At 65.2% G+C, this 20,211-nt stretch carries 14 protein-coding genes; 5 read left to right on the forward strand and 9 right to left on the reverse strand.

The window, feature by feature from the left end; all coding sequences use genetic code 11:
- Positions 1-126: 126 nt before the first annotated feature.
- The 5 genes from A39O_RS0128700 to A39O_RS0128720 all read left to right on the forward strand — a co-directional run bounded on the left by A39O_RS0128700 (position 127) and on the right by A39O_RS0128720 (position 5,772).
- Complete coding sequence (locus tag A39O_RS0128700) at positions 127-414, forward strand: cupin domain-containing protein (RefSeq protein ID WP_020508099.1); 288 nt, start codon at positions 127-129, stop codon at positions 412-414.
- Between the two features lie 143 nt (positions 415-557).
- Positions 558-1,742, forward strand: coding sequence for a formate-dependent phosphoribosylglycinamide formyltransferase (gene purT / locus A39O_RS0128705; RefSeq protein WP_020508100.1), 1,185 nt, complete (start codon positions 558-560; stop codon positions 1,740-1,742).
- Positions 1,743-2,009: 267 nt separating this feature from the next.
- On the forward strand, positions 2,010-2,576 hold the full coding sequence (locus A39O_RS35655; RefSeq protein ID WP_020508101.1) for a hypothetical protein: 567 nt from the start codon (positions 2,010-2,012) through the stop codon (positions 2,574-2,576).
- A gap of 447 nt (positions 2,577-3,023) precedes the next feature.
- On the forward strand, positions 3,024-4,472 hold the full coding sequence (locus tag A39O_RS0128715; RefSeq protein WP_169338507.1) for a lipopolysaccharide biosynthesis protein: 1,449 nt from the start codon (positions 3,024-3,026) through the stop codon (positions 4,470-4,472).
- A gap of 76 nt (positions 4,473-4,548) precedes the next feature.
- Complete coding sequence (locus A39O_RS0128720; RefSeq protein WP_020508103.1) at positions 4,549-5,772, forward strand: polysaccharide pyruvyl transferase family protein; 1,224 nt, start codon at positions 4,549-4,551, stop codon at positions 5,770-5,772.
- A 10-nt stretch (positions 5,773-5,782) separates the two neighbouring features.
- Here the strand turns inward: A39O_RS0128720 and A39O_RS0128725 are convergent, their stop codons facing one another.
- The 9 genes from A39O_RS0128725 to A39O_RS0128770 all read right to left on the reverse strand — a co-directional run bounded on the left by A39O_RS0128725 (position 5,783) and on the right by A39O_RS0128770 (position 20,073).
- Positions 5,783-6,721: a class I SAM-dependent methyltransferase gene (locus A39O_RS0128725; protein ID WP_157640483.1), complete on the reverse strand. Its 939-nt coding sequence runs from the start codon at positions 6,719-6,721 to the stop codon at positions 5,783-5,785.
- Between the two features lie 108 nt (positions 6,722-6,829).
- Positions 6,830-7,105, reverse strand: a complete 276-nt coding sequence (locus A39O_RS0128730; protein ID WP_020508105.1) for a BrnT family toxin — start codon at positions 7,103-7,105, stop codon at positions 6,830-6,832.
- Positions 7,106-7,387: 282 nt separating this feature from the next.
- The gene (locus A39O_RS39570) at positions 7,388-8,365 is read right to left on the reverse strand and encodes an ImmA/IrrE family metallo-endopeptidase (RefSeq protein WP_157640485.1); all 978 of its coding nucleotides are present in this window, start codon (positions 8,363-8,365) and stop codon (positions 7,388-7,390) included.
- 239 nt (positions 8,366-8,604) lie between these two features.
- Complete coding sequence (locus A39O_RS37255) at positions 8,605-11,754, reverse strand: response regulator (RefSeq protein ID WP_020508108.1); 3,150 nt, start codon at positions 11,752-11,754, stop codon at positions 8,605-8,607.
- Entirely contained in the window at positions 11,747-13,183 is a 1,437-nt protein-coding gene (locus A39O_RS37260; RefSeq protein ID WP_020508109.1) for a CheR family methyltransferase, read from the reverse strand. Before A39O_RS37260 ends, A39O_RS37255 begins: the two co-directional genes overlap by 8 nt.
- A complete protein-coding gene (locus tag A39O_RS0128755) occupies positions 13,180-14,337 on the reverse strand; it encodes a chemotaxis protein CheB (RefSeq protein WP_020508110.1) in 1,158 nt (385 codons plus the stop codon). The genes A39O_RS37260 and A39O_RS0128755 overlap by 4 nt, the downstream gene beginning before the upstream one ends.
- Positions 14,334-17,246 (reverse strand): hybrid sensor histidine kinase/response regulator, encoded by a 2,913-nt coding sequence (locus A39O_RS0128760; RefSeq protein WP_020508111.1) that lies wholly within the window; start codon positions 17,244-17,246, stop codon positions 14,334-14,336. The genes A39O_RS0128755 and A39O_RS0128760 overlap by 4 nt, the downstream gene beginning before the upstream one ends.
- Complete coding sequence (locus A39O_RS0128765) at positions 17,243-17,731, reverse strand: chemotaxis protein CheW (RefSeq protein ID WP_020508112.1); 489 nt, start codon at positions 17,729-17,731, stop codon at positions 17,243-17,245. Before A39O_RS0128765 ends, A39O_RS0128760 begins: the two co-directional genes overlap by 4 nt.
- A gap of 8 nt (positions 17,732-17,739) precedes the next feature.
- A complete protein-coding gene (locus A39O_RS0128770) occupies positions 17,740-20,073 on the reverse strand; it encodes a methyl-accepting chemotaxis protein (RefSeq protein ID WP_020508113.1) in 2,334 nt (777 codons plus the stop codon).
- Positions 20,074-20,211 lie beyond the last annotated feature (138 nt).

Consider the following 20,211-nt stretch of genomic DNA (forward strand, 5'->3'; position numbering starts at 1 on the left):
TTTCCTCTTGCGGCGCTGGTGGGGTGGCGTCTAACCTGCCGGGCAACCGGGCGCGGCAGTCTCCCGCGTCCTATTCTACACACCGCGCGGCAGTCAGTGCCGCGTCTGCTGCCTGAGTGCACCATCATGAACGACCTTGATATCCTGGTGGAACACAAACCATCCCCCGCCAAACTCGAAGTCCTGGGCGTCGAGGGCTGGCCCCTGTGGCGTCGGGAGCCGGCGACTTTTCCCTGGCGTTACACCCAGCAGGAGACTTGCTATGTCCTGCGCGGCCGCTTCCTGGTGACCCCCGAGGGCGGCGTGCCTCAGGAGTTCCGCCGCGGCGATCTGATCCGTTTCCCGGCGGGCCTCGCTTGTACCTGGGAGGTGCTGGAGGCGGTGGAGAAGCACTACCGGCTCGATCAATCCTGAGGAGGACCCGACCGGAGCGTCTGGCCGCTCGGCTGCGCGCCCTGGGCATTGAACCCTAGGCAATGTCCGTCAATCACCGTAGTCTCGCATTGTCGTCCCAAATCGTCCGCGACCAACGGACTGCATCAATCGGAGAGCGCTTCATGCCGACGCTTGGCACCCCATTTTCCGCCACCGCCACCAAGGTCTTGCTGTGTGGTGCCGGCGAGCTTGGCAAGGAAGTCGTGATCGAACTGAAACGCCTGGGCGTGGAAGTCATCGCCTGCGACCGCTATGCCAATGCGCCGGCGATGCAGGTCGCCGACCGTGCCTACAGCTTTTCCATGCTGGATGGTGCAGAACTGCGGCGCGTGATTGAACTGGAGCGGCCGGATTACATCGTCCCGGAGATCGAGGCGATCGCCACCGAGACGCTGGTGGCCTTGGAGGCCGAGGGTTTCACCGTCATTCCGACCGCGCGGGCGGCGCGGCTGACGATGAACCGCGAGGGGATTCGCCGGTTGGTTGCGGAGGAGTTGGGCATCCCCACCTCAACTTATCGATTCGCCGACACCCCGGACGACTTCGCCGCCGCGGTCGCGGTGATCGGTCTGCCCTGCGTGGTGAAGCCCATCATGTCTTCGTCCGGTAAGGGCCAGAGCCTGGTGCGCACCCGCGATGCGATCGGCGCGGCCTGGGACTATGCGCAAGGCGGCGGGCGCAGCGGGGCCGGACGCGTCATCGTGGAGGGCTTTGTCCCCTTCGACTATGAGATCACCCTGCTCACCGTGCGCCATCGTAACGGCACCAGTTTTTGCGAACCCATCGGCCACCGTCAGGCGGACGGCGACTACCGCGAGTCCTGGCAGCCGCAGCCGATGCACCCGGATACGCTGGCGCGGGCGCGCGAGATCGCCGGTCGGGTCACCGAGGCGCTGGGTGGACGCGGAATCTTCGGCGTCGAACTCTTCGTGCGCGGCGATGAGGTCATTTTCAGCGAAGTCTCACCGCGCCCGCATGATACCGGTCTGGTGACTTTGATCTCGCAGGATCTGTCCGAGTTCGCCTTGCACGTACGCGCCATCCTGGGGCTGCCGATTCCGGAGATCCGCCAACTCGGCCCCGCCGCTTCAGTGGCGCTCCTGGTCGAGGGCGACTCCGACCGGCCGCGCTTCGGCAACCTGGCGGCTGCTTTGGCGGAGCCGGGCACCGATCTGCGCCTCTTCGGCAAGCCCGAAGTGCGCGGGCGCCGCCGCATGGGTGTCGCCCTGGCGCGCGGTAAGGACATCGCCGAGGCCCAGGCCAAGGCGCTGGCGGTGGTGGCCCAGGTGCGGGTGAGTTTGGATTGAGCCTGGTCACGAGCCACATCAGTAAAATAGCGAATACAATCGTTGTCGTTGTCGTAATCGGAGAAGCGATTCAAGTCAGGCATGAGTAGCCCGTTATCTATCGGGTTTCGATTCGCTGGGACCAACGATCGATGCGGTGTGAGACAATTTTCGCGGGTATCGTAAACTCGATTACGACAACGACAACGACAACGACCGAGACGCCCCTGATGGACTTGTTTCGCTGGTTAATGAACGGTTCCCAAGCAATCTGCAAGAGGGCGAGCGATGAGCAGGCGTTATTTCCATCCGTTCGGTGTCGTCGTGCTGGCTGCCCTGTTGGTGGCCTGTGCTCCGGTCCAGGTGCGTAAGGACGCGGCCGGCGATTGGGCCGCGATTCCGCCGGGCAGTACCCTGACCCTGAACCGCCCGGTGCAGGTGCCTCAGGACCGTGCCCGGATCTTCTTCCTGAGCGGCCGGGTCCGGCCGGCCGGGGCGAACGCGGGGCCGAGTTGCGGGCTGGAGGTCCGCACCATGTCACGGGAGGGCGCCCAGACCATCGCGCCCCAGACCTTCAAGATCGTCCGTGTCCAAACTGTGTGGACCCAGGTCGCGCGTCTCCAGCGGCCCGGGCCGGTCCGCTTCCAGCTCGCCCAATCGACTGACGGGGGCGGCGGCACCCCGCTGATTCAGGAGGGCTATCATCTCTGGCTGCGCGGTCCGGACACCAATGTCATGCGTCTCACCTGCCTCGGGATGCTCGACGACATGTGGCGGGCACGCGCCATCACACTGGAGGAAATCCGCACTGCCTTGGGAGCGGTCGCGACCCTGGAGGTCGTCGGCGGTATTTGAGGCGGCCGGTGTCGGCCATGATCGCCGTCCCGGCCAAAACGATCACCCGGATTGTCCACAGATGTCACAGATGAAGATAGAGACATCTGTGGTCATCTGTGGTCATTTGTGGATCAAATTTTCGCCCCGACCTCTCGGCGGAAGCGGTCCGGAACGATGACCAAAGCTGCTCCTAGCAGCCTGTCGGACTTTAGGCGATTTCCGAATAAGACGCTATCAAGAATCAAGCTCCATAGGAGCCCGCTTGCGGGCGACGTGACCTGCCGGAATCGCGTCATTGTGCCCCACCCGTCGCCCGCAAGCGGGCTCCTACGGGTTGGATTCTTCGCGGAAATCACCTTACGTTAGATTGTGGAGCAACAAAAAGCCTTTATGTTGACTCATACCCTAATCCTAGGGCTAAGTCCGACAGGCTGCTAGGGTGGAAAACAGCGGCGGATTCACATGATGCGTGACCAGGACAATGCCGCGCTCATCGACACCATCCTGTCGGGTTTGCGTTGGGCGACGCTGCTGCGCATGATCGCCCAGACCATTAGCTGGATCGCGACCATCGTCGTTGTGCGTTTCATCAGCACCAGCGACTACGGCCTCAACGCCATGCTGGAAACTCCCTTGGAGTTTCTTTTTCTGCTCAGCACCTTTGGTCTGGAACGCGCACTGGTGCACACCAAGACGCTCGGGCGCAGCGCGGTGCGTAGTGCGTTCGGCTGGATGCTGCTCGTCAACGGTTTGCTGTTTCTCGCCTACTTTTTCGGCAGTTCACTGATCGCCGGTTATTTCAACGAACCCCGTCTCGAACCCCTGGCGCGGGTACTGGCATTTGTCTTCCTGCTGTTTCCCTTCCGGGTGATTCCGGACGCCTTGCTCGACCGCGAACTCAAATTCAAGCTCAAGGCGTTCGCCGAACTGGCCGCCGGCATCGCGTCCGCCCTGACAACCTTGCTCCTCGCCGTCTATGGTGCCGGGGTCTGGGCGCTGATCATCGGCGTCCTGACCCACCGTGCGTTCCTGGCGGTCATCCTGATGGTCATGCAGCCCTGGTTCGTGGTGCCGTCATTGCGCTTCGATCCGGTGCGCGGGATGCTCGCTTTCGGCGGGACCATGGCGCTCGCCGGCGCGGTCAGCATCACTGCCAACCTGCTTCCGGTGCTGATCGCCGGGCCCCGGCTCGGGCCCCAAGCGATGGGCCTGTTTGTCGTCTCGATGCAATTCGCGCTGTTGCCGCTGGCCAAGATTTCGGCCGTCATCAACCCGATCGTTTTCCCCGCGTTCGCGAAGTTTCAGGGCCAGCCCGCGGCGGTTGCGCATTACCTGGAGAAAGCAATCGGCATCGCCGCGCTGGCCCTGCTGCCGCTCATGATCGGACTGGCCTGCGTCGGCGAGGCGTTCGTATTGACGCTGTTTGGTGAGTCATGGGCACCGGCCATCGTGCCGCTGACGCTGTTGTCGCTGAGTGTGCCGTTCAGGGGGCTCACGTCATTCATCCGGCAGGTGCTCGGCGGTATCGGGTATCCCGGTCTCGTCTTACGATCGACCCTGGTGAGTTGGGTGCTGCTCTTCACCCTGATCCTCATCGGCGCCAATGAGGGAGTCATCGGCTTGGTGCTGGCCGTGCTGATCGCCGAACCCATCGTTACCATTGTCACGATCCGGTTGGGTAAGCAAGCGATCGACACGTCGTTTCGCCGCATTGCCCGCGGCTTGCGTCCGGCGGTGCTCGGCGTGGCCGGCATGGCCGCCGGGGTCCTTGGCGTCAAATTGCTGGTGGCCGGCGCACCGGCACCGGTCCGGCTCGTTATCGAGGTCGGGGCCGGGCTGATGATCTATCTTATTATTCTGCGCGTCTTCTTTGCCGAACAATGGATGAGTACCCTGGCTTTCCTGAAGCGTTAAACAACGACAACGACAATGACGCCCCGAGGTGCTTCCTGTTGGACGTGTTTAGCTTACTGGTAAACGGTTCCCGCTCATGATCCGCTGCGAACCACCCTCGGCCATCCTGCTCGGCGCCTTCGACCGCTTCAATTATGGCGATCTGCTGTTTCCGATGGTCGTCGGGAATGCACTGGCGGTGCATAGTCCGGGGACGATCACCGCGGTTCATGCGCTCATCGGCAGCGACTTCCGACGTTATGGGGCGATGGCGACGCGTTCACTCAAAGCGCTCTATCGGCCGGGCGCGCTCGCCCCCGGCACGGTCGTCATCTTCGCCGGCGGCGGCACCATCGGTGTCGACTGGAGTGCAATGTCTGCCAACCTGCTGGGGCGGACCGGCAATGCCGCGCTCTACTACCTGCAACGCCTGATTGGTGAAAGCGCCGTCAATGCGCTGAGCCGCCATTCGTTCGGCGGCCGCGCGCCCTTTCCGTGGGTGGCGGGTCCGGGGGATTTCCCCGTTCCGGTCAAAGTGGCCTATAACGCCGTTGGCGGTTCGGAGTTCGCCCGGCTGCCGCTGCGCGTGCAGGAGCAGACCCTGAACCGGCTGGGACAGGCGGCCTATCTGTCGGTCAGGGATGCAGAGACGAAGCGCTTGTTTGCGCCACTCGAAAGCCGTCTGCCCGTTGTGCTCGCCCCGGATAGCGCCATCCTGATGTCGGAGCAGTACCCGATCCCCTGGCTGGAGACGCGGGCCTCGAGCGCACTGCGCGTTCTGCTCGACGCCGGACCTTACCTGTGTTTCCAGTCAAACCAGCGCTATGCGCGCAAGCATCTGGACGCCATCGTTGCCGCGCTTGAAGCGATCCACGCGCAGTACCGCTTGCCCGTCGTGCTGCTGCCGATCGGCCGCTATGTCGGGCTCGATGACCAGGTGGCGTTGCGCACCATTCAGGGGAAACTGCGCAGCCGGGCCAGGGTCGTCAGCGCGGAGGCTTCGCTCTTCGAGATCATGTTGACGATCGCCAAAGCGACCTTATTCATCGGCACCAGCCTGCATGGCGCCATCACCGCACAGTCCTTTGCCGTACCGCATCTGGGATTGAGCGATCGGCCATGCAAGGTCGATTTCTATCTGGAGACCTGGGACCTGCCGGGGCAGTCGCGCTGTCCGCCGCTCGCCGAGGTGCCGCCGCGAGTTGGCGAGGTGCTGTCCATTCCCGCGGCGGCACGGCTGTCCCTGCGTAATGAACTGACGGTCCGTGCGCATCGGAATTTCGCAGCGATGGCACAGGCATGCGGACTCGAATGGAATTAATTAAAACCGCTTATTTTTTTATATGCCCGGAAAATAAAATGCGCCCCGCAAGAAAAGGGGCAATTGGCCTCAGTAAAATCAAAAGCAGACGATCGATCTTCGAAAAATAGTCATATCGATCAGGAATGATTCTCGTAACAAGAAAGTTGAAATATTTCTTGAACACAACCTTTCTCAGTGGTTTGACTATCTTTTGAATATCCTGTTCCGTGAGCTTTCGCTCATGTTCGGTAATGTATGGCTTTCCTCTTCCGTAAATAAATGTCTGCATTCTTGGGTAGATCACTCGCTCGACCAGGATCGAGTGCCTGACTTTATCAGTGAACGAGTGAGAATATATTTCGTTTGCCAGAAATAGTGCATCACACTTTGAGACACGGAAGATCTCATTTATCGTACGCGGAATATCGACATGGTGAAGGATATCTCTCGCAATCACAACGTCGAAGAAATCGTTGTCATAGGTCATCGTCTCCGCGGGCATCACTGCAAATACGATATTCAAACCTTCTCGTTCAGCCAAAGCGCCGGCGATGGATACCGAATCCGAACTAAGATCGAACGCATAAACGTCGGCACCTAATTTCGCGAGACGCAGCGCGTCCTCACCATACCCGCAGCCGACGACCAGTGCGCGTTTTCCCTTCAGGTTCAGTGTCACCAGGTAAGCGTACATTTGCCAATAGGCGTTCCACCACCTCCGGGATGGATGATTAATAACGTCCCAAGAGAACGGCTGGTTCAGTATGCTTGTCTGTGTGCGGGCGCGTTCCCGATGATATGCGAGCTCGCTTGCTTGGCGTTCAGTAAGTGCCATTTCGTCTTTTTCCAGCTGACATTCACTCATTCCGTGGAACTGGGTCGCTTTTCTCTGCCGGCCTCCTTGCTTGCGATGTCCACCAATAGACGCAATGCTCTGTTTACCGACGCAGAATCGGGAAATACGCAAGCCAGGTCCGAGTCAAGTAGAATGACGTTCGTACCTTCATGATACGCTTCATGATGTTTGCCGCGCACGGCCTCCGAAAAATCATACTCGGCTCTGAATTCGGATGATTCAATGTCTTGGCTCATTCTCGGCTTGCGAAGCGCGTCTTGCGCTAATGATGATTCGAATCGTGTTTGGCTTCCTTTCTGCGTAGGAGACAACGAATAAGCGCCCGAGTTCCGACTGGCCGATACTCAGAAACCGCTGTTCCCCTTCGGAGTAGTCGGAATCTGGCATTGTGAGTTCAAAAGGATCGCCGAAAATGGTCCGTGCTTCCTCGAATGTTACACGGTGGTCAGTCTTATTCGCTATGGCCTTTTCTGGGTCCCACTCGAATTCTGTCATGTCTTGATGGCTATTCTTGCGATAATCTCCATGTCTTTGGGGTCCGGGTCGACTAGATTCCTTTTGTATCTTTCGAGGTGAGTCTTTGCCTCACCATATGACAGCTCGAGATATGATGCTACACAAGCAACCCCACATCCCCACTCGTCAAGCTGGGTCACTGGACGATTTCGCTTCATTTCCCTCACCGTGAAAGGTATAGTCAAAGGCCATAACCAGCTGCAACCAGCACACTTGTAGTGGGCAACGCAAACGAAAAATGCGTCCGCGTCTGCGGTCTTGTTAACGCCCGGCTTTATCAATCAAATCACGTATTTTTGCTGAGAGGAATTCCTCAAACTTCAAGTGACTTGTAATCGGCTTCAAATGCTCTTTTCCGTTAAACCGCTGAATGCATGCGCTGCACAGAGAGCGCTCGTTATAGTCGCCTCTCCGAACCACTCCATTTGCATATCCAAGCACTCCATTTACTTGTTGCTTATATGTCCGTTTTTGTTCCTCACTATCGGTAACATCATCCAGTATCTCATCGAGAACATCACGCCATTTTCTCTTCGTATCTAAAGTAATGTTGACTTCAGATGGAAACTCGATCCAGAGATAATGTTCTTGGCCGGAATGGAATTCGTAGAAGTCTTGAGCATACCCATACTGTTCTTTTGCGCGCTGATCTTCGCCGCGTGCTGGGGGGCTTGCATGGGTACCCTCAGTCCGACCTGAGTATGCTATTTTTCCATCACTTGTGTAGACAACAAATATGTAACCTGGCGGTAAAAACGTCTTTAATCGCAGCGTGGCAGCAATCGCTGATACATTAGCCTCATAAGCCATTTTTTCATTAATTTCTGCCGGATTATTAAAGTTCTCAAGCAATCCTAGCATCCAAGAGCTTGGCATAAGCAGTTCAGTCGCGAACGCATTTGCTTCCGCCTCCATATCCCAGTAATCAATCGCCCCGTCAGGGACGCCAGCGTCAGTTATGTCGAAAATCGTTCCCATATGCCATGGGATTACCACATGGCCTATTTCATGGGCTAACGTAAAGCGTTGCCTCTTCTTGGGGCGTGTCTTGTTGACTAAGATCGTTGGCTTGGTACCTGGTACCTTCAAGTTTGCCGTGATTCCGTCAATCTGACATGGTATATCAATGAATCTTAAAGTCCCGTATTTTTTCGCAAGACCAATTAGATCAACAGGCAGTTCTAACGAATGCCTGACATGCATGCGTTTTGCATAATTGACGACGACGCATTTTCGCAAATTTACACTCCTATTTGTTTAAGGGCCGCAGGAGACCCTCAAATTTGGAACTGCTGGATGAGGTCCGTTCCTGCTCGGTCCGCAATGTCGCAATGATCCACCACGCCGGTGTCGATCGCTCATTCGACCAGAGAGTTGTTGTTCGCGCCGAACGGTCTATCGATGTGTGCCGGGGCCGCAAGCCGGGGCAGCAAACCCACGGAGGTGCACGCCTGCCTAGCTGACCGTTGTACCTGGAATCACGCCATGCTGACTGCCCCGGTCTCCTCCTCCAGCAAGGCCGCCAGAGCCGGCAGCAGCCGTCCGATCTCGGCGTCCAGTGCGGCGAACAGTTCGGGTGCGCCACCGGGGGAGTCATTGGGATCGCCGGACCGACTCAGGGTTTCCAGCGCCTGCGCCAGTCGGGCGGCCTCCTGCGCTCCCAGATTGCCGCAGGCACCCGCCAGGGCGTGGGTCTCGGCGCGGATGCTGTCCTGCGCGGCGTCAGTCACGGCGCGACCAAGGGTCGCCAGCCGTTGCGGCAGGTCAGCCAGGGCGGCCTCGATCACCGGTGTGATGTCGCCAATGGCTTCGCGCAGGTCGGCGATGACCGCGCGGTCGAGGGTCGGTGCAGCGCTCGTCGTGATCAGGGATGCCGCGGTTGCGGCCACCGTGGTCGGCGCGGCCCGCGTCCACCAGCGGTCCAGGGTGGCGAGCAGGTCCGGGGCGCGGATCGGTTTGGGCAGATAGTCGTCCATGCCCGCGGCCAGGCAGCGATCACGCTCCGCGGGAAACGCATGGGCGGTGAGTGCGACCACCACCTGATGAGGCCCGCCCGCGCCCTGCGCACGCTCGCGTTCACGCAACGCGCGGGTCGCGGAGAGCCCGTCCAGGACCGGCATCTCGCAATCCATCAGCACGATATCGAACGACTGGTCGGCCAGGATGTCGAGTGCCTCGGCGCCGTGGTTGGCGATCCGCACCGCGCAGCCGGACCGCTCCAGGATACCGCGCAGCACCATCTGGTTGACGTGATTGTCCTCGACCGCCAGCACCCGGCAGCCGTCCAGGCGGATGCGCGCCGGGGTACGTGCGACCTCGGCCGGGTCGGCATGACCGCCGCCGAACAGGTGGGACAGGGTCTCCAGGAGGAGGCGGCGGCGCACCGGCTTGACCAGGCTGTCATCGGCACCGAGTTCGCGGGCGCGCCGCGCCTCGCCCGTCTCGTCCATGGAAGTCTGCAAGACCACCCGGACCCCGAGACCGCCGGGGTCCGCGCGCAGCCAGGCGAGGACTTCCAGTCCGTCCATATCGGGCATTCTGCGGTCCAGGAGCACCAGATCGAACGGCGGGCCGGCGCCGGGGGCGGCAATCAGCAGTTCCAGTGCCTGGGGCCCGTCCGCCGCCTCGGTGCAGATCATGGACCAGGCGCGACACATGCAATGCAGATAGAGCCGGTTGGTGGCATTGTCATCGACGATCAGCACGCGCCGTCCGGCGAGTGCCTTGACATCGGCCATCCGCCAGGGCGGCGCCGCCGCGTCGGGGGATGCCTGTTCCAGGGGGATGACGAAGCTGAAGGTGCTGCCCTGACCAGGGGTGCTCTCCAGGTCCAGGGTGCCGCCCATCATCTGGACGAGCTGGTTGCTGATGGCCAGCCCCAAACCGGTGCCGCCGAAGCGCCGGGTGGTGCTGTTGTCGGCCTGCCGGAAGGCTTCGAAGATGTGCGCCCGCGCCGCCGCGTCGACGCCGATCCCGGTATCGCACACGGCGAAGCCGATCCGCGGCGCCAGCGGGTCCGGATCGTCCAGCCAGACCCGTAAGCCCACCTCGCCGTATTCGGTGAACTTGATGGCATTGCCGATCAGGTTGATCAGCACCTGGCGCAACCGGGTGGGGTCCCCCACCACCGAGGTCGGCACCTCCGGCTCGACGTGACAGATCGCCTCCAGATCCTGGCTCATGGCCTTGCCGGCCAGCATCTGCATCACTTCTTCCGCCAATTCCGGGAGGTTGAAGGCGGTGCGCTCCAGTTCCAGGCGTCCGGCATCGATCTTGGAAAAGTCCAGGATGTCGCCGATCACCCCGAGCAACCCCTCGGCCGAGTTGATGCCGGTGTCTACGTAGTGTTCCTGCTCGCTACTCATGTCGGTCCCCTTGAGCAGCTCCAGCATCCCCAGGACGCCGTTCAGTGGGGTCCGGATCTCGTGACTCATGCTGGCCAGGAACTGGCTCTTGGCATTGGCCAGTTCCACCGCCCGGTCGCGCGCCTGCTCCAGCACCTCGGCCTGATCGGCGCTCACCGTCACGTCCTGCACCAGCACCACCCGGCCGCCGCTCTCCCCGGCGACGTTCTGGATGTTGAATGCGCGGCGCCGGCCGTCCCGGTCGGTACAGCGATGGGGCAGGGCGGCGATACCCTGGGGGTCGAAGCGGTCGAGCCCGCCGCACTCGCGGGCGAACCGGTCCATGGTGGCATTGAACGCCTTGAAGCCCTCCGGGGTCGCCGACATGACCCCGATATCCAGGGCCTGGGTGGCGGCGAACAGGATGTCCAGGTCCTTGGCCTGCCGGTTGGCCCGCAGGGTGCGCATGATGGAAGCGATGCGCATCAGGAAAATGTTGATCGGGTCGTCTTTCCAGATCAGATCGATGGCGCCGGCATCCAGGGCGTCTTCGATGACCTCCTTGCGCTGGGAGTGCATCACCACCGTGATGTCGCGCGTGCGGTCATCCTCCAGCAGTGCCCGGCAGAGGGCGTCGCCGTTGCCGCCGGGCATGAAATAATCCACCACCGCGAGCTGCGGCTTGTGGCGGCGTGCCAGTTCCAGGGCGGCGGCCATGGAGTCGGCGATCAGGACGGCATAGCCGTTGTTGCGCAGCAGGTCGCCGTATTTTGCGCAGACCGTCGGTGAGTCGTCCACGAACAGAATGGATCCGCCCAAGGGTTCGCGGCTTTTCAGGAGCTGGCGGGCGCGCCAGTCACCCATGCCGCCCGCCTCGCTGTAGGTGGTCAGGAACTTGCGCATCCGATAGGGCAGGAGCGTCAGATCCTCCTTGAGCTGGATGTCATTGTTCGGACGCAGGCTCGCCAGTTGGTAGGCCCGGTCGTCGGGCTGTTCGGTGAAGATCATCACCGCGAGGGCGTCGAGGCGGCGTTCCCCGGCGATGCGCTCCAGGAGTTCCCAGCCGTTCATCCCCGGCATCAGCCAGTCGAGCAGGAGTCCGTCGAAGGGTTGACCCGCTGCCAGCGCCTCACCGAGCATGCGATAACCCTCCTCGGCACCGTCCGCCGCCGCGCACCGCAAGCCGGCCTGGGTCAGCGACTGGGTACAGACCGCCCGCATGGTGGGTGAGTCATCGACGATCAGGACGCGGAACGGGGTCTGCAAAGGCGTGTCCTCAGGCATCCGCGTCTCCTGGTCGATGCGGTCGCAGCAGTCCCAGGCTGGGGTGATGCGGGTCGTGCCGTTTTACTTCGCGCAGATAGCCTTGGGCCAAGTCCTTGAGTCCTTTCTTATGCAACAAGAGACCCATCAGGACCAGCGCCTCCACCTGATCGGCCGGGGCCAGCTTCAGGCCGCCGGCCGCGGCGCCGTGGAGCAGTGATTCAGCGATCTCCAGCGCCTCGAAGTCCTCACCACAGTCCGCCAGCACCCGCGCCTTGCCGAGCCGGGCGAGCGGGTGGCCGGGGTCGGCGGTCAGTACGGCGTCGAAGGCGCTCAAGGCTTCGGCAAAGCGCTTGGCGCGGTAATGGACTTGGGCCTGGGCCAGGTGGGTGGTCAGCGCCGATCCCCGTAACGGCGCTGCCGGGGCAGCCCGGGCCGGCCGCGGCAGCGGCCGCGACACCGGGGACGCCGCGGGTCCACTGGCTCTGGTTGGCAAGGGGGCCGGGATCCGGGTTGGCGACGGGGTCGACGCGCCGCGGGACGGGGCATCGGCGACCCGGCCGGTCCGCGGCCCGGATGCGGATGTGCCCGCGGCCGGCGCACCCGGGGGACGGAAGCCGACGCAGCCGTCGAACTCCTGCATCCGAAAAGCGCCCCGCGGGATATTCCATTCGGCATGATCGACGAACAGCCAGCCGTCCGGGACCAGCAGGCGGCCCAGCACGGCCAGGGCGTCGACGGTGGTTTCGGCGTCGAAGTAGATCAGCAGGTTCTCACAGAAGACGATGTCGAAGCGGCGGGCCAGCACGACTTCGGCATCCGCCAGCAGATTGAGTCGACGCAGTTCCACCCGCGGCAGCAGGGCCGGTTCCAGTTGCCAGGCGCGGGACCCCGCCGGCGTGAACCAGCGCCGGGCCAGTTCCGGGTCGGTGCGCCGCAGGGCCAGCGGACTGTAGAGTCCGCGGCCGGCGTCCGCCACACAGGTCGCCGAGATGTCGCCGCCGACGAGTTGGACGGACTGCGGCGGGATGCGGTGTTCTTCGCACAGGATCGCCAGGCTGAAGGGCTCCTCGCCGCGGGCGCAGGGCAAGGAGAGGATGCGCACCGGCTGACCCGGCCGCCGCGCCAGCCGCTCCGGGATCAGCCGGGTCACCACCACCCGCATCTGCTCCAGTGCGCGAAAAAAGTAGGATTCGTTGGTGGCGACGGCGTCGATGAAGGCCTGGGGCGGGAGCCCGCCGCTCAAGAGCCTTTGCAGATACCGGGCCGGGTCCAGCCCATGGCGCTCGGCCTCGATGCGCACCGCCAGTTCGACCGGGGCCTGATTCTGGTCGGTGATGCTGATGCCCGTGCGGGTCCGGATCCAGTCGCGCAACGGCTCGGCGACGCATCCTGCCGGCGACTCCGGACGCGCATCCACGGCCGGTGGCGGCCTGGGTCCGCGGCTCATCGCCCGTCCTCGATCCAGTGGGCAATCAGGCGAGCCAACTCCGGCAGGGCCTGGCCATGGGTGACGATCCCGCGACGGATCGGTGCACCCGGCATCCCGTCCACCACGGCGGTGGCCGGGTCCTGCACCAGCACCCGGCCGCCGGCGGCCTTGATCAGGGCCAGACCCTCGGCCCCGTCGTCCCCCAGTCCGGTCAGCACCACCCCGCAGATCGGCGCTCGACCCGCGGCCGGAGGGACCGTCCGCGGACCGGCCACCGCGGCCGCGAGCGATGCGAACATCCGGTTGATGTTGGGGCAATAGACCGCGTCGCCCGCGGACTCGTATTGGAGTCGCCCGCCCGCCGACAGGATCAGGTTCCGGCGTCCCCCGCACGCCAGGTAGATATGACCAGGGATCGGGATTTCACCCGCCCGGGCCACCGCCGCCGGATGTCCGGTCTCCTCGCTCAGCCAGAGCGCGAGCCCTTCGGTGAACTCCGGGTCGATGTGTTGTGAGACCAGATAGATCGCCGGGAGCCCGCGCGGCAGGGCGCCGAACAGGGTCGCGAGCGCGCTCGGCCCGCCGGTGGAGCTGCCGACCGCGACCACCCGCACCTCGGCATGGTGTGTTGCGTTCCCGGCCGGCGCCGTGCCCGCCCGGGTCGCGCTGCCGGCCGGCCGCGGCGGCGGCACCGCGACCGTGCCGGCGCCGGACCGCAGACTCAGCACCGTGCGCATCTTGCGTAGCAGACCGGTGCCGGCCGTGAGCAAGTCGGCGCGGGTCACGCTCTCACCCGGCCGCGCCTTGAGGCTCGGGGTGTGGGTGTAGTCCAGGGCGCCCTGTTTCAGGGCGTTGAAAAGATAAGCGGTATTGCTGCGAATGGTCGCGCTGGAGATGAGAATACGCGTGGGGCAGGTGGCCATGATGCGGCGGGTGACCTCCACCCCGTCGATATCGGGCATGTGCAGATCGAGTAACACCAACTGCGGCCGTAGTCGGCAGACCAATTCCACGCCGGCCAGGCCGCCGGTCGCCTGCCCGAGCAGCCGAAAGCCGCCGTCGGCTGCAATCACGGCCGCGGTGACCGCCCGCGCGACCGGCGAGTCGTTGACGATGACCACCCCGGCCGGCGGCGCGACGGCATCCGCGGTACGCGGGGCCGTGATACTCATGGTGCGCGACCAGGGGTCCAGGCGGGCCGCGGCGCCGGCGGGTCGGTGCCGCCGCCGGCTCCGTCCGCCGCGAGCAGTTGGGCGACCAGCGCCAACATGGCATCGGTGTCGAACTCGGACTTGGTGACATAACGATCCGCACCCGCCTCCAGGGCGCGGTCACGGTCTTCGGTGCGGTCCTTGTAGGAGACGACGATGATCGGCAGCCGGCGGAAGCGGTCGATGCCGCGCAGGGTGCGGATCAGTTCCAGTCCGTTCATGCGCGGCATGTCGATGTCGGTGATGAGAATGCGGTGATCCCCCGCCTTGGCCTTGTTGAGCCCGTCCACCCCGTTCACCGCCGTGGTCACCTGGTAGCCGGCCTGCTCCAGGAAGTGCCGCTCCACCTCCCGTACGGTCACCGAGTCTTCCACCACCAGGACCTGGGCCGGTGTCGCGTCCGCCGGCGCCTCCGTCCGGCCGGAACCCGGCGTCAGCTCCGGCAATGGTGCCGTCAGCGCCTCGCGCACCGCCGCCGGATGCAGGTGCCCGACACCTTCGTGCAGGTGTTGCAGCAGGTCCGGGACATCCAGGATCAGGGCCAGACCGCCGTCCTCCAGCAAGGTGAGTCCGGAGACCTCCGCGACCTTGCCCAGGCGTTCGTCCAGCGGCCGGGACACCATGTCCTGCTCGTCCACCACGGCCTCGACCAGGAGTGCGCAACGGCTATCCCCCTCGCCCAGCACCAGCAGGTGCTTGCGCTCCAGGTCGGCGTGGACCGGCGCCAGCCCGAGGATGGCATGGAGCTGGACCAAGGGCAGGGTTTCCTCCTCCAGGTGCACTGCCAGCCGTCCGGCGATTTCGCGCAGGTCGACGGCGGCCAGGCGGCGCACCCGCGCCACCTCGCCCATGGGGAAGGCGTAGCGTTGATCGCCGAACAGGGGGTGGCGTCCACCCACCACCAGCAGGCAGCGGGTGAGCGACAGGCTCAAGGGGACCAGCAGTTCGAAGCAGGTGCCGCGGCCGGGTTCGCTGCGCACGCCGACGGTGCCGCCGGCGGCCTCGATGCCGGCCTTGACGATATCGAGCCCGAAGCCGCGCCCGGAGGTGGCTGAGACCGTTGCCGCGGTACTCAGCCCCGGCAGGAAGAGGAACTGCATCCGCTCCTCGACCCCCAGGTGCGCCCAGAACGCGGCCGTGGTGTGGCCGGCCGCGATCACGGACGCCGCGAGTCGCGCCTGATCGATGCCGGCGCCGTCGTCTTCCACCCGGATGCGCATCCGGGACCCGAACTGGCGCGCCTCCACCAGGATGCGCCCGCTCGGCGGTTTACCCTGGGCGGTGCGCACCGCGACCGGCTCGATGCCGTGATCCAGCGCATTACGCAGCAGGTGCAGCAAGGGGTTGCGCAACTGCTCCAGCACCGCCCGATCGATGCGGTTGTCGATCCCGTCGAGTTGCAAATCGACCCGCTTGCCGAGTTCCAGGGCCAGATCGCGGGCGAGTCGCGGATAGTCGTCCAGCAGATCCCCCAGCGGCACCAGGCGCGCCTGGGTCACCTGGTCCGCCAGGCCGTCGGCCAGATGCCGCAGCCGGCCCTCCATCCGGTCGTGCGCCGCGGTGAGCACATCCAGTGCGCCGGCGCCGGCAGACAGTCGCTGGGCGCCCTGGCGCAGCGTCTCCTGCAGGGTCTCCCGGTCCAGGTCCTCGCTCAGGGCGGCCGCCACCAGACGCTCGATCTGGGCCCCGGCGCGGGCCTGGGTCCGTGACAGAACCCGCAATTGGTGACGCTGCCCGGCCAGGGCGGCGACCGCCACCGTCAGTTCGCCCGAGAGCCGGTGCAGCCGGTCGAGTTGTTCATAGTCGAGCCGGGCCTGACGCCGCGCGGCCGGGGCGGGCTCGGCGCGCGGTTCGTCGGGTGGGGTCCCGTTGGACGCGGCGGCGGATCCGGCGACCGGCACGGCCGTGACACCGACCGTCGGCTCCGGCGGGACTACGGGTGCCGCACCGCCGACGGATGCGCTGGCCGCGGAGACGGCGGCCGACGGGATAGGGACCGGGGGTGCGGCCTGGTCCGCGGTCTGCTCCGTCGGCGGGCTGCACGGGGGCAGGATGCCGTCGTCCCGGTAGCGGGCGAGTGGTTCCAGGAAACCGGCGAGCGGTGGGGGCTCGGCGCCGCCGGCGATTCGTTCCAGCACCGTCTCGATCCAGCGTAGGCCGCAGAGGATGAGCGCGATCAGGTCGGGCGATGCCGGGACCGCGGTGCTGCCCGCCGCCTCGTGCTCCCCGTGGACCAAGTCCTCCAGGGCCCCGGCCAATTCACGCACCGGATCGCAGCCGACGGCGCGGGCGGCGCCCTTGAGGGTATGAAAAACGCGGCGCAGGTGAGCGTCCCAGGCCTCGGCGTCGACCGCCGGGTCGGCGAGCCTGGCGCGCGCCTGCGCCAACTGTTCCTGCACCTCGAGGCGGAAGATGGCCAGCAGGTCGAGGCCGGCGACCCCGTCTGCCGCCTCGGGCGACTGCGGCGTGGCCGGGTCCGGCAGCGGTGCGGCGTCCAGCGGCGCGGCCTGGTAGTCGTCCACCCGCGTCAGGAAGGTGGCCAGGTCGGGGAGTTCGATCGCCGCCAGCCGCGCCTCCAGGGTGGCGCGGGTCAGGTCGATGGCGAGCAGGCACAGATCGACCACCGCCGGGCGGAACGGCGCGGTGCCGTCCAGGATGGCGTGGAACACATCTTCCAGGCGATGGGCGATCTCCCGTTCCTGATCGAAGCGCACCGCCCGGGCGGCCCCCTTCAGCGTATGAAAGACCCGCATCATGGCCTCGACCTCGGCCCGGCCGGGCGGGGCCTGCTCGCAGGCCAGTGCCAACCGGGTCGCCTCCTTGAGGTTGGCTTCGGCCTCGGCGCGAAAGATCTCGGTGAGGTCGTTCACGCGAGGCGGTCCACCGCGGTGCCCTGCAGCAGGGCGAGTTCCGCGGGTTCGAGCAGGCAGGAGAGGCGCAGCTCCTGGGTCAGACGGCCATCCACCGGCCACAGGTCGCCGAGAAAGGCGGGGGCGCCGGCCGCGGTCAAGACCGGTTCGCGGCGCGCGTCGGCTGACAGGGTGCGAATCCCCGTGACCGACTCCACGATCGCCCCCAGGGACACCCCGGCGGCGGAAAAACACAGGATGCGGTTGCCGCGCTGCCAGCGCCGCCCGGCCGGACCCTGGCTCGCCGCGGGCGCCGGACCCGCGCGCCCCAGGCGTTCCGCCAGATCGAGGACCGGCAGGGTGGCGCCGCGCAGGTCCAGCACCCCGGCCAGGAAGACCGGTGCCTGGGCCAGGGGGCGCAGACGCGCCGGCATCAGCACCTCGTCCAGGTCCGACAAGGGGGCCAGGTACGGTCCGCCGCCGGCGGTGAAGAGGAGTGCCTCCACGGGGGCACTCAGACGCGGAAGACCGAGACGGCGCTCGCGAGCTGGGTCGCCATGGCGTTCAGCTCGTAGGTCACCGAGCGCGTCTGGCCGGCCGCCTTGGAGACCATGTTGGCGGAGGAGAGCATCTCGGTGGAGGTCGTCTGGACCATCCGCGCGGACTCCGCCTGGGCGCGGACCGATTCCAGGATCATGGTCATCTGCTCCTGGATGCGCTCCATGGCGCTATGGATGGCGGCCAGCGCCTGGCTGGAGTCGCCGACCAGCGCGACCCCGTGGTGGATCTCCTCCGAGGACTTGTCCATGGCGAGCGCCGAGGACTCGGTCGCACGCTGGATGTCACGCACCATGCCGCTGATGTTGCCGGCGGAATCGATGGAACGGTCGGAGAGTCGGCGGATTTCCTGGGCGACGACTGAAAAGCCCTTGCCCATCTCGCCGGCCTTGTTGGCCTCGATGGAGGCATTCAGCGACAGGAGCGTGGTCTGGTCGGCGACCATGGAAATGGTGGAGACCGCCTCGTTGATGTCGTCCATCTTGTCGTTCAGGGCTTTGATCCGCTCGGCGGTCTGCCGGGTGGAGGTGCCGATGGCGTCCATCGAGGCCATCATCTGGGTGGACTTGTGGTTACTGTCGGTGACGATCCCGGCGATCTCGTTGACGTTGCGGCCGACGGTCTCGGAGGAGGCGACCAGGGTGGCGGCACTCTGGGACATTTCATTCAGCGAGGCGGACAGCTCGTTGACCGCGCTGGCCTGTTGGGCGGAGGAGGCCGCCTGTTCGGTGGCCGCAGCCTGAATCTCGTTGATCGACGACGAGAGCTGCACGCTGGCCCGCTGGATGCGCTGCACCAGGGCGAGCAGGTTCTCGCGCATCTGATTGAAGGAGTCCGCCAGGGCGCCCAGTTCGTCGCGGCTGGTCACGTCGACCGCATCGCTCAGGTTACCGCGGGCGATCTGGTGCGAACCGGCCATCAGCGCCTCGATGGCGGCCACGATGGGCCGCGGCACCGTGAGCAGAACCAGCAGGCCCACCGCCAGCCCCACCCCGGCTGCCCCGCCGACCAGCCAGAGTGCGGCTTGCCCGGTGGCCCGCAGGCCCGCGCTCTCCACGGCGATATCGTGCCAGGCCGAGGCCGTCAGTTCCTCCGCCAGAGCGACGATGCTCTCGGTCGCCCCGGTCAGGGTCTCGCGTTCCGCCTTGATCCGCGCGGCCACATCCTGCACTGCGCCGGCGTTGCCGGTGAGTCGGGCGCCGGTCTCCCGCCATTGGGCGGTATAGGCCGCCAAGGCTTTACGCAACTGCGCCAGTGGATCGTCCAGGCCCAGGGTTTGGGCCGCCGGGCGTAACTGATCGAGCCGGGCGGCGAATTCCGCCGCCGCCGTGCGGGCGCTGTCCTGGAGCAGCGGATCATGGGAGTCGAAGAAGATCTGGAGTGCCACCCGCTCTTGCAGCAGGTCGGCCGTGAAACGGTCCAGGGCGCGCGCCAACTCCAACCGTCCACCGCTCTCGGCCGGCGCGTTCGGGCCGGTGCCCGATCCCCAGACCGCCGCGGCCAGGGCCCGGGCCTGGTCGATCACGGTATCCAGGCGTTCGGCCAGTGCCTGCTCGCCCGCCGCCAGGGCCGCGGCGCGTTCGGTCTGGTCTTGACGCAGGGCGGCAACGGACTTGACCTGGGCCGTGAAGCGCGTTTCGAACCGCTCCAGCGCCGTGCCGAGCGCGGCCTGCTGGGCGGCCACGTCGGTACCGGTGGTGGATTCGATCAGCGCGGCCAGGGGCTTGAGCCCGGCAATCTCCTCGCGCACCCGGGTGGCCAGGCGCATGACTTCATCGCGCGCCCCCTCGTCGTCGAGCAGCAGATAATCCGCCTGGGCCAGGTTCATGCGAAAGACGGCGCCTTTGATCGCCTCGCTGACCCGCGCCAGATCGGCATGATGCCCCAGTTCCGGAATGCCGTCGGAGCTGATCCCGTCGATGGTGCGGACCGCGACCAACCCCAGCAGGAGGATCACCAGGGTCAGGAGCCCGAGCGAGAGATTGAGCTTGCGTTTCAGGCTCATGCCCCGCAGCACGGCCCGCCCGCCGCCTCCGCCGGTCCCCGCGCTGCCCCCGCCGCCGGTGTGGCTGCGCCCCCGGCCCTCGTCCAGCTCACGGCGGCCGTGCCCCGCGCCGCCCGCATAATGGGCCGGCACGGTCCCGGCCAGGTCCCCGAACGGCACCCCGCTGTGCACCCCGTCGGGTTCCGGGACGACGAACTCACCCGGTCGTCCCTCGTGGCGCGGTTCGTCATGTCCCTGATCACGGTGCAGATCCGCATGGGGGTCGCTCTGATGGTCGGCGCTCATGGTGCGTGCCTTGGCAATCGGTATTGATTGGTTCGCCGGGTCCGGCCGCGTCTTGCCCCTGGTTGCCGTTCCAGGTGTGCAGACCAGGCGCCCGGGCCATTTGTAAACGAGTCCTTACTTTGCCACAGAGTCCCCGGC

Origin of the sequence: Lamprocystis purpurea DSM 4197, from assembly GCF_000379525.1 — a bacterium.
Lineage (GTDB): Bacteria > Pseudomonadota > Gammaproteobacteria > Chromatiales > Chromatiaceae > Thiodictyon > Thiodictyon purpureum.

Coding starts and splice junctions, on each gene's coding strand:
- A39O_RS0128700 (WP_020508099.1), top strand. CDS start 127: ATGAACGACCTTGATATCCTGGTGGAACACAAACCATCCCCCGCCAAA.
- purT (WP_020508100.1), top strand. CDS start 558: ATGCCGACGCTTGGCACCCCATTTTCCGCCACCGCCACCAAGGTCTTG.
- A39O_RS35655 (WP_020508101.1), top strand. CDS start 2,010: ATGAGCAGGCGTTATTTCCATCCGTTCGGTGTCGTCGTGCTGGCTGCC.
- A39O_RS0128715 (WP_169338507.1), top strand. CDS start 3,024: ATGCGTGACCAGGACAATGCCGCGCTCATCGACACCATCCTGTCGGGT.
- A39O_RS0128720 (WP_020508103.1), top strand. CDS start 4,549: ATGATCCGCTGCGAACCACCCTCGGCCATCCTGCTCGGCGCCTTCGAC.
- A39O_RS0128730 (WP_020508105.1), bottom strand. CDS start 7,105: ATGACAGAATTCGAGTGGGACCCAGAAAAGGCCATAGCGAATAAGACT.
- A39O_RS37255 (WP_020508108.1), bottom strand. CDS start 11,754: ATGCCTGAGGACACGCCTTTGCAGACCCCGTTCCGCGTCCTGATCGTC.
- A39O_RS37260 (WP_020508109.1), bottom strand. CDS start 13,183: ATGAGCCGCGGACCCAGGCCGCCACCGGCCGTGGATGCGCGTCCGGAG.
- A39O_RS0128755 (WP_020508110.1), bottom strand. CDS start 14,337: ATGAGTATCACGGCCCCGCGTACCGCGGATGCCGTCGCGCCGCCGGCC.
- A39O_RS0128770 (WP_020508113.1), bottom strand. CDS start 20,073: ATGAGCGCCGACCATCAGAGCGACCCCCATGCGGATCTGCACCGTGAT.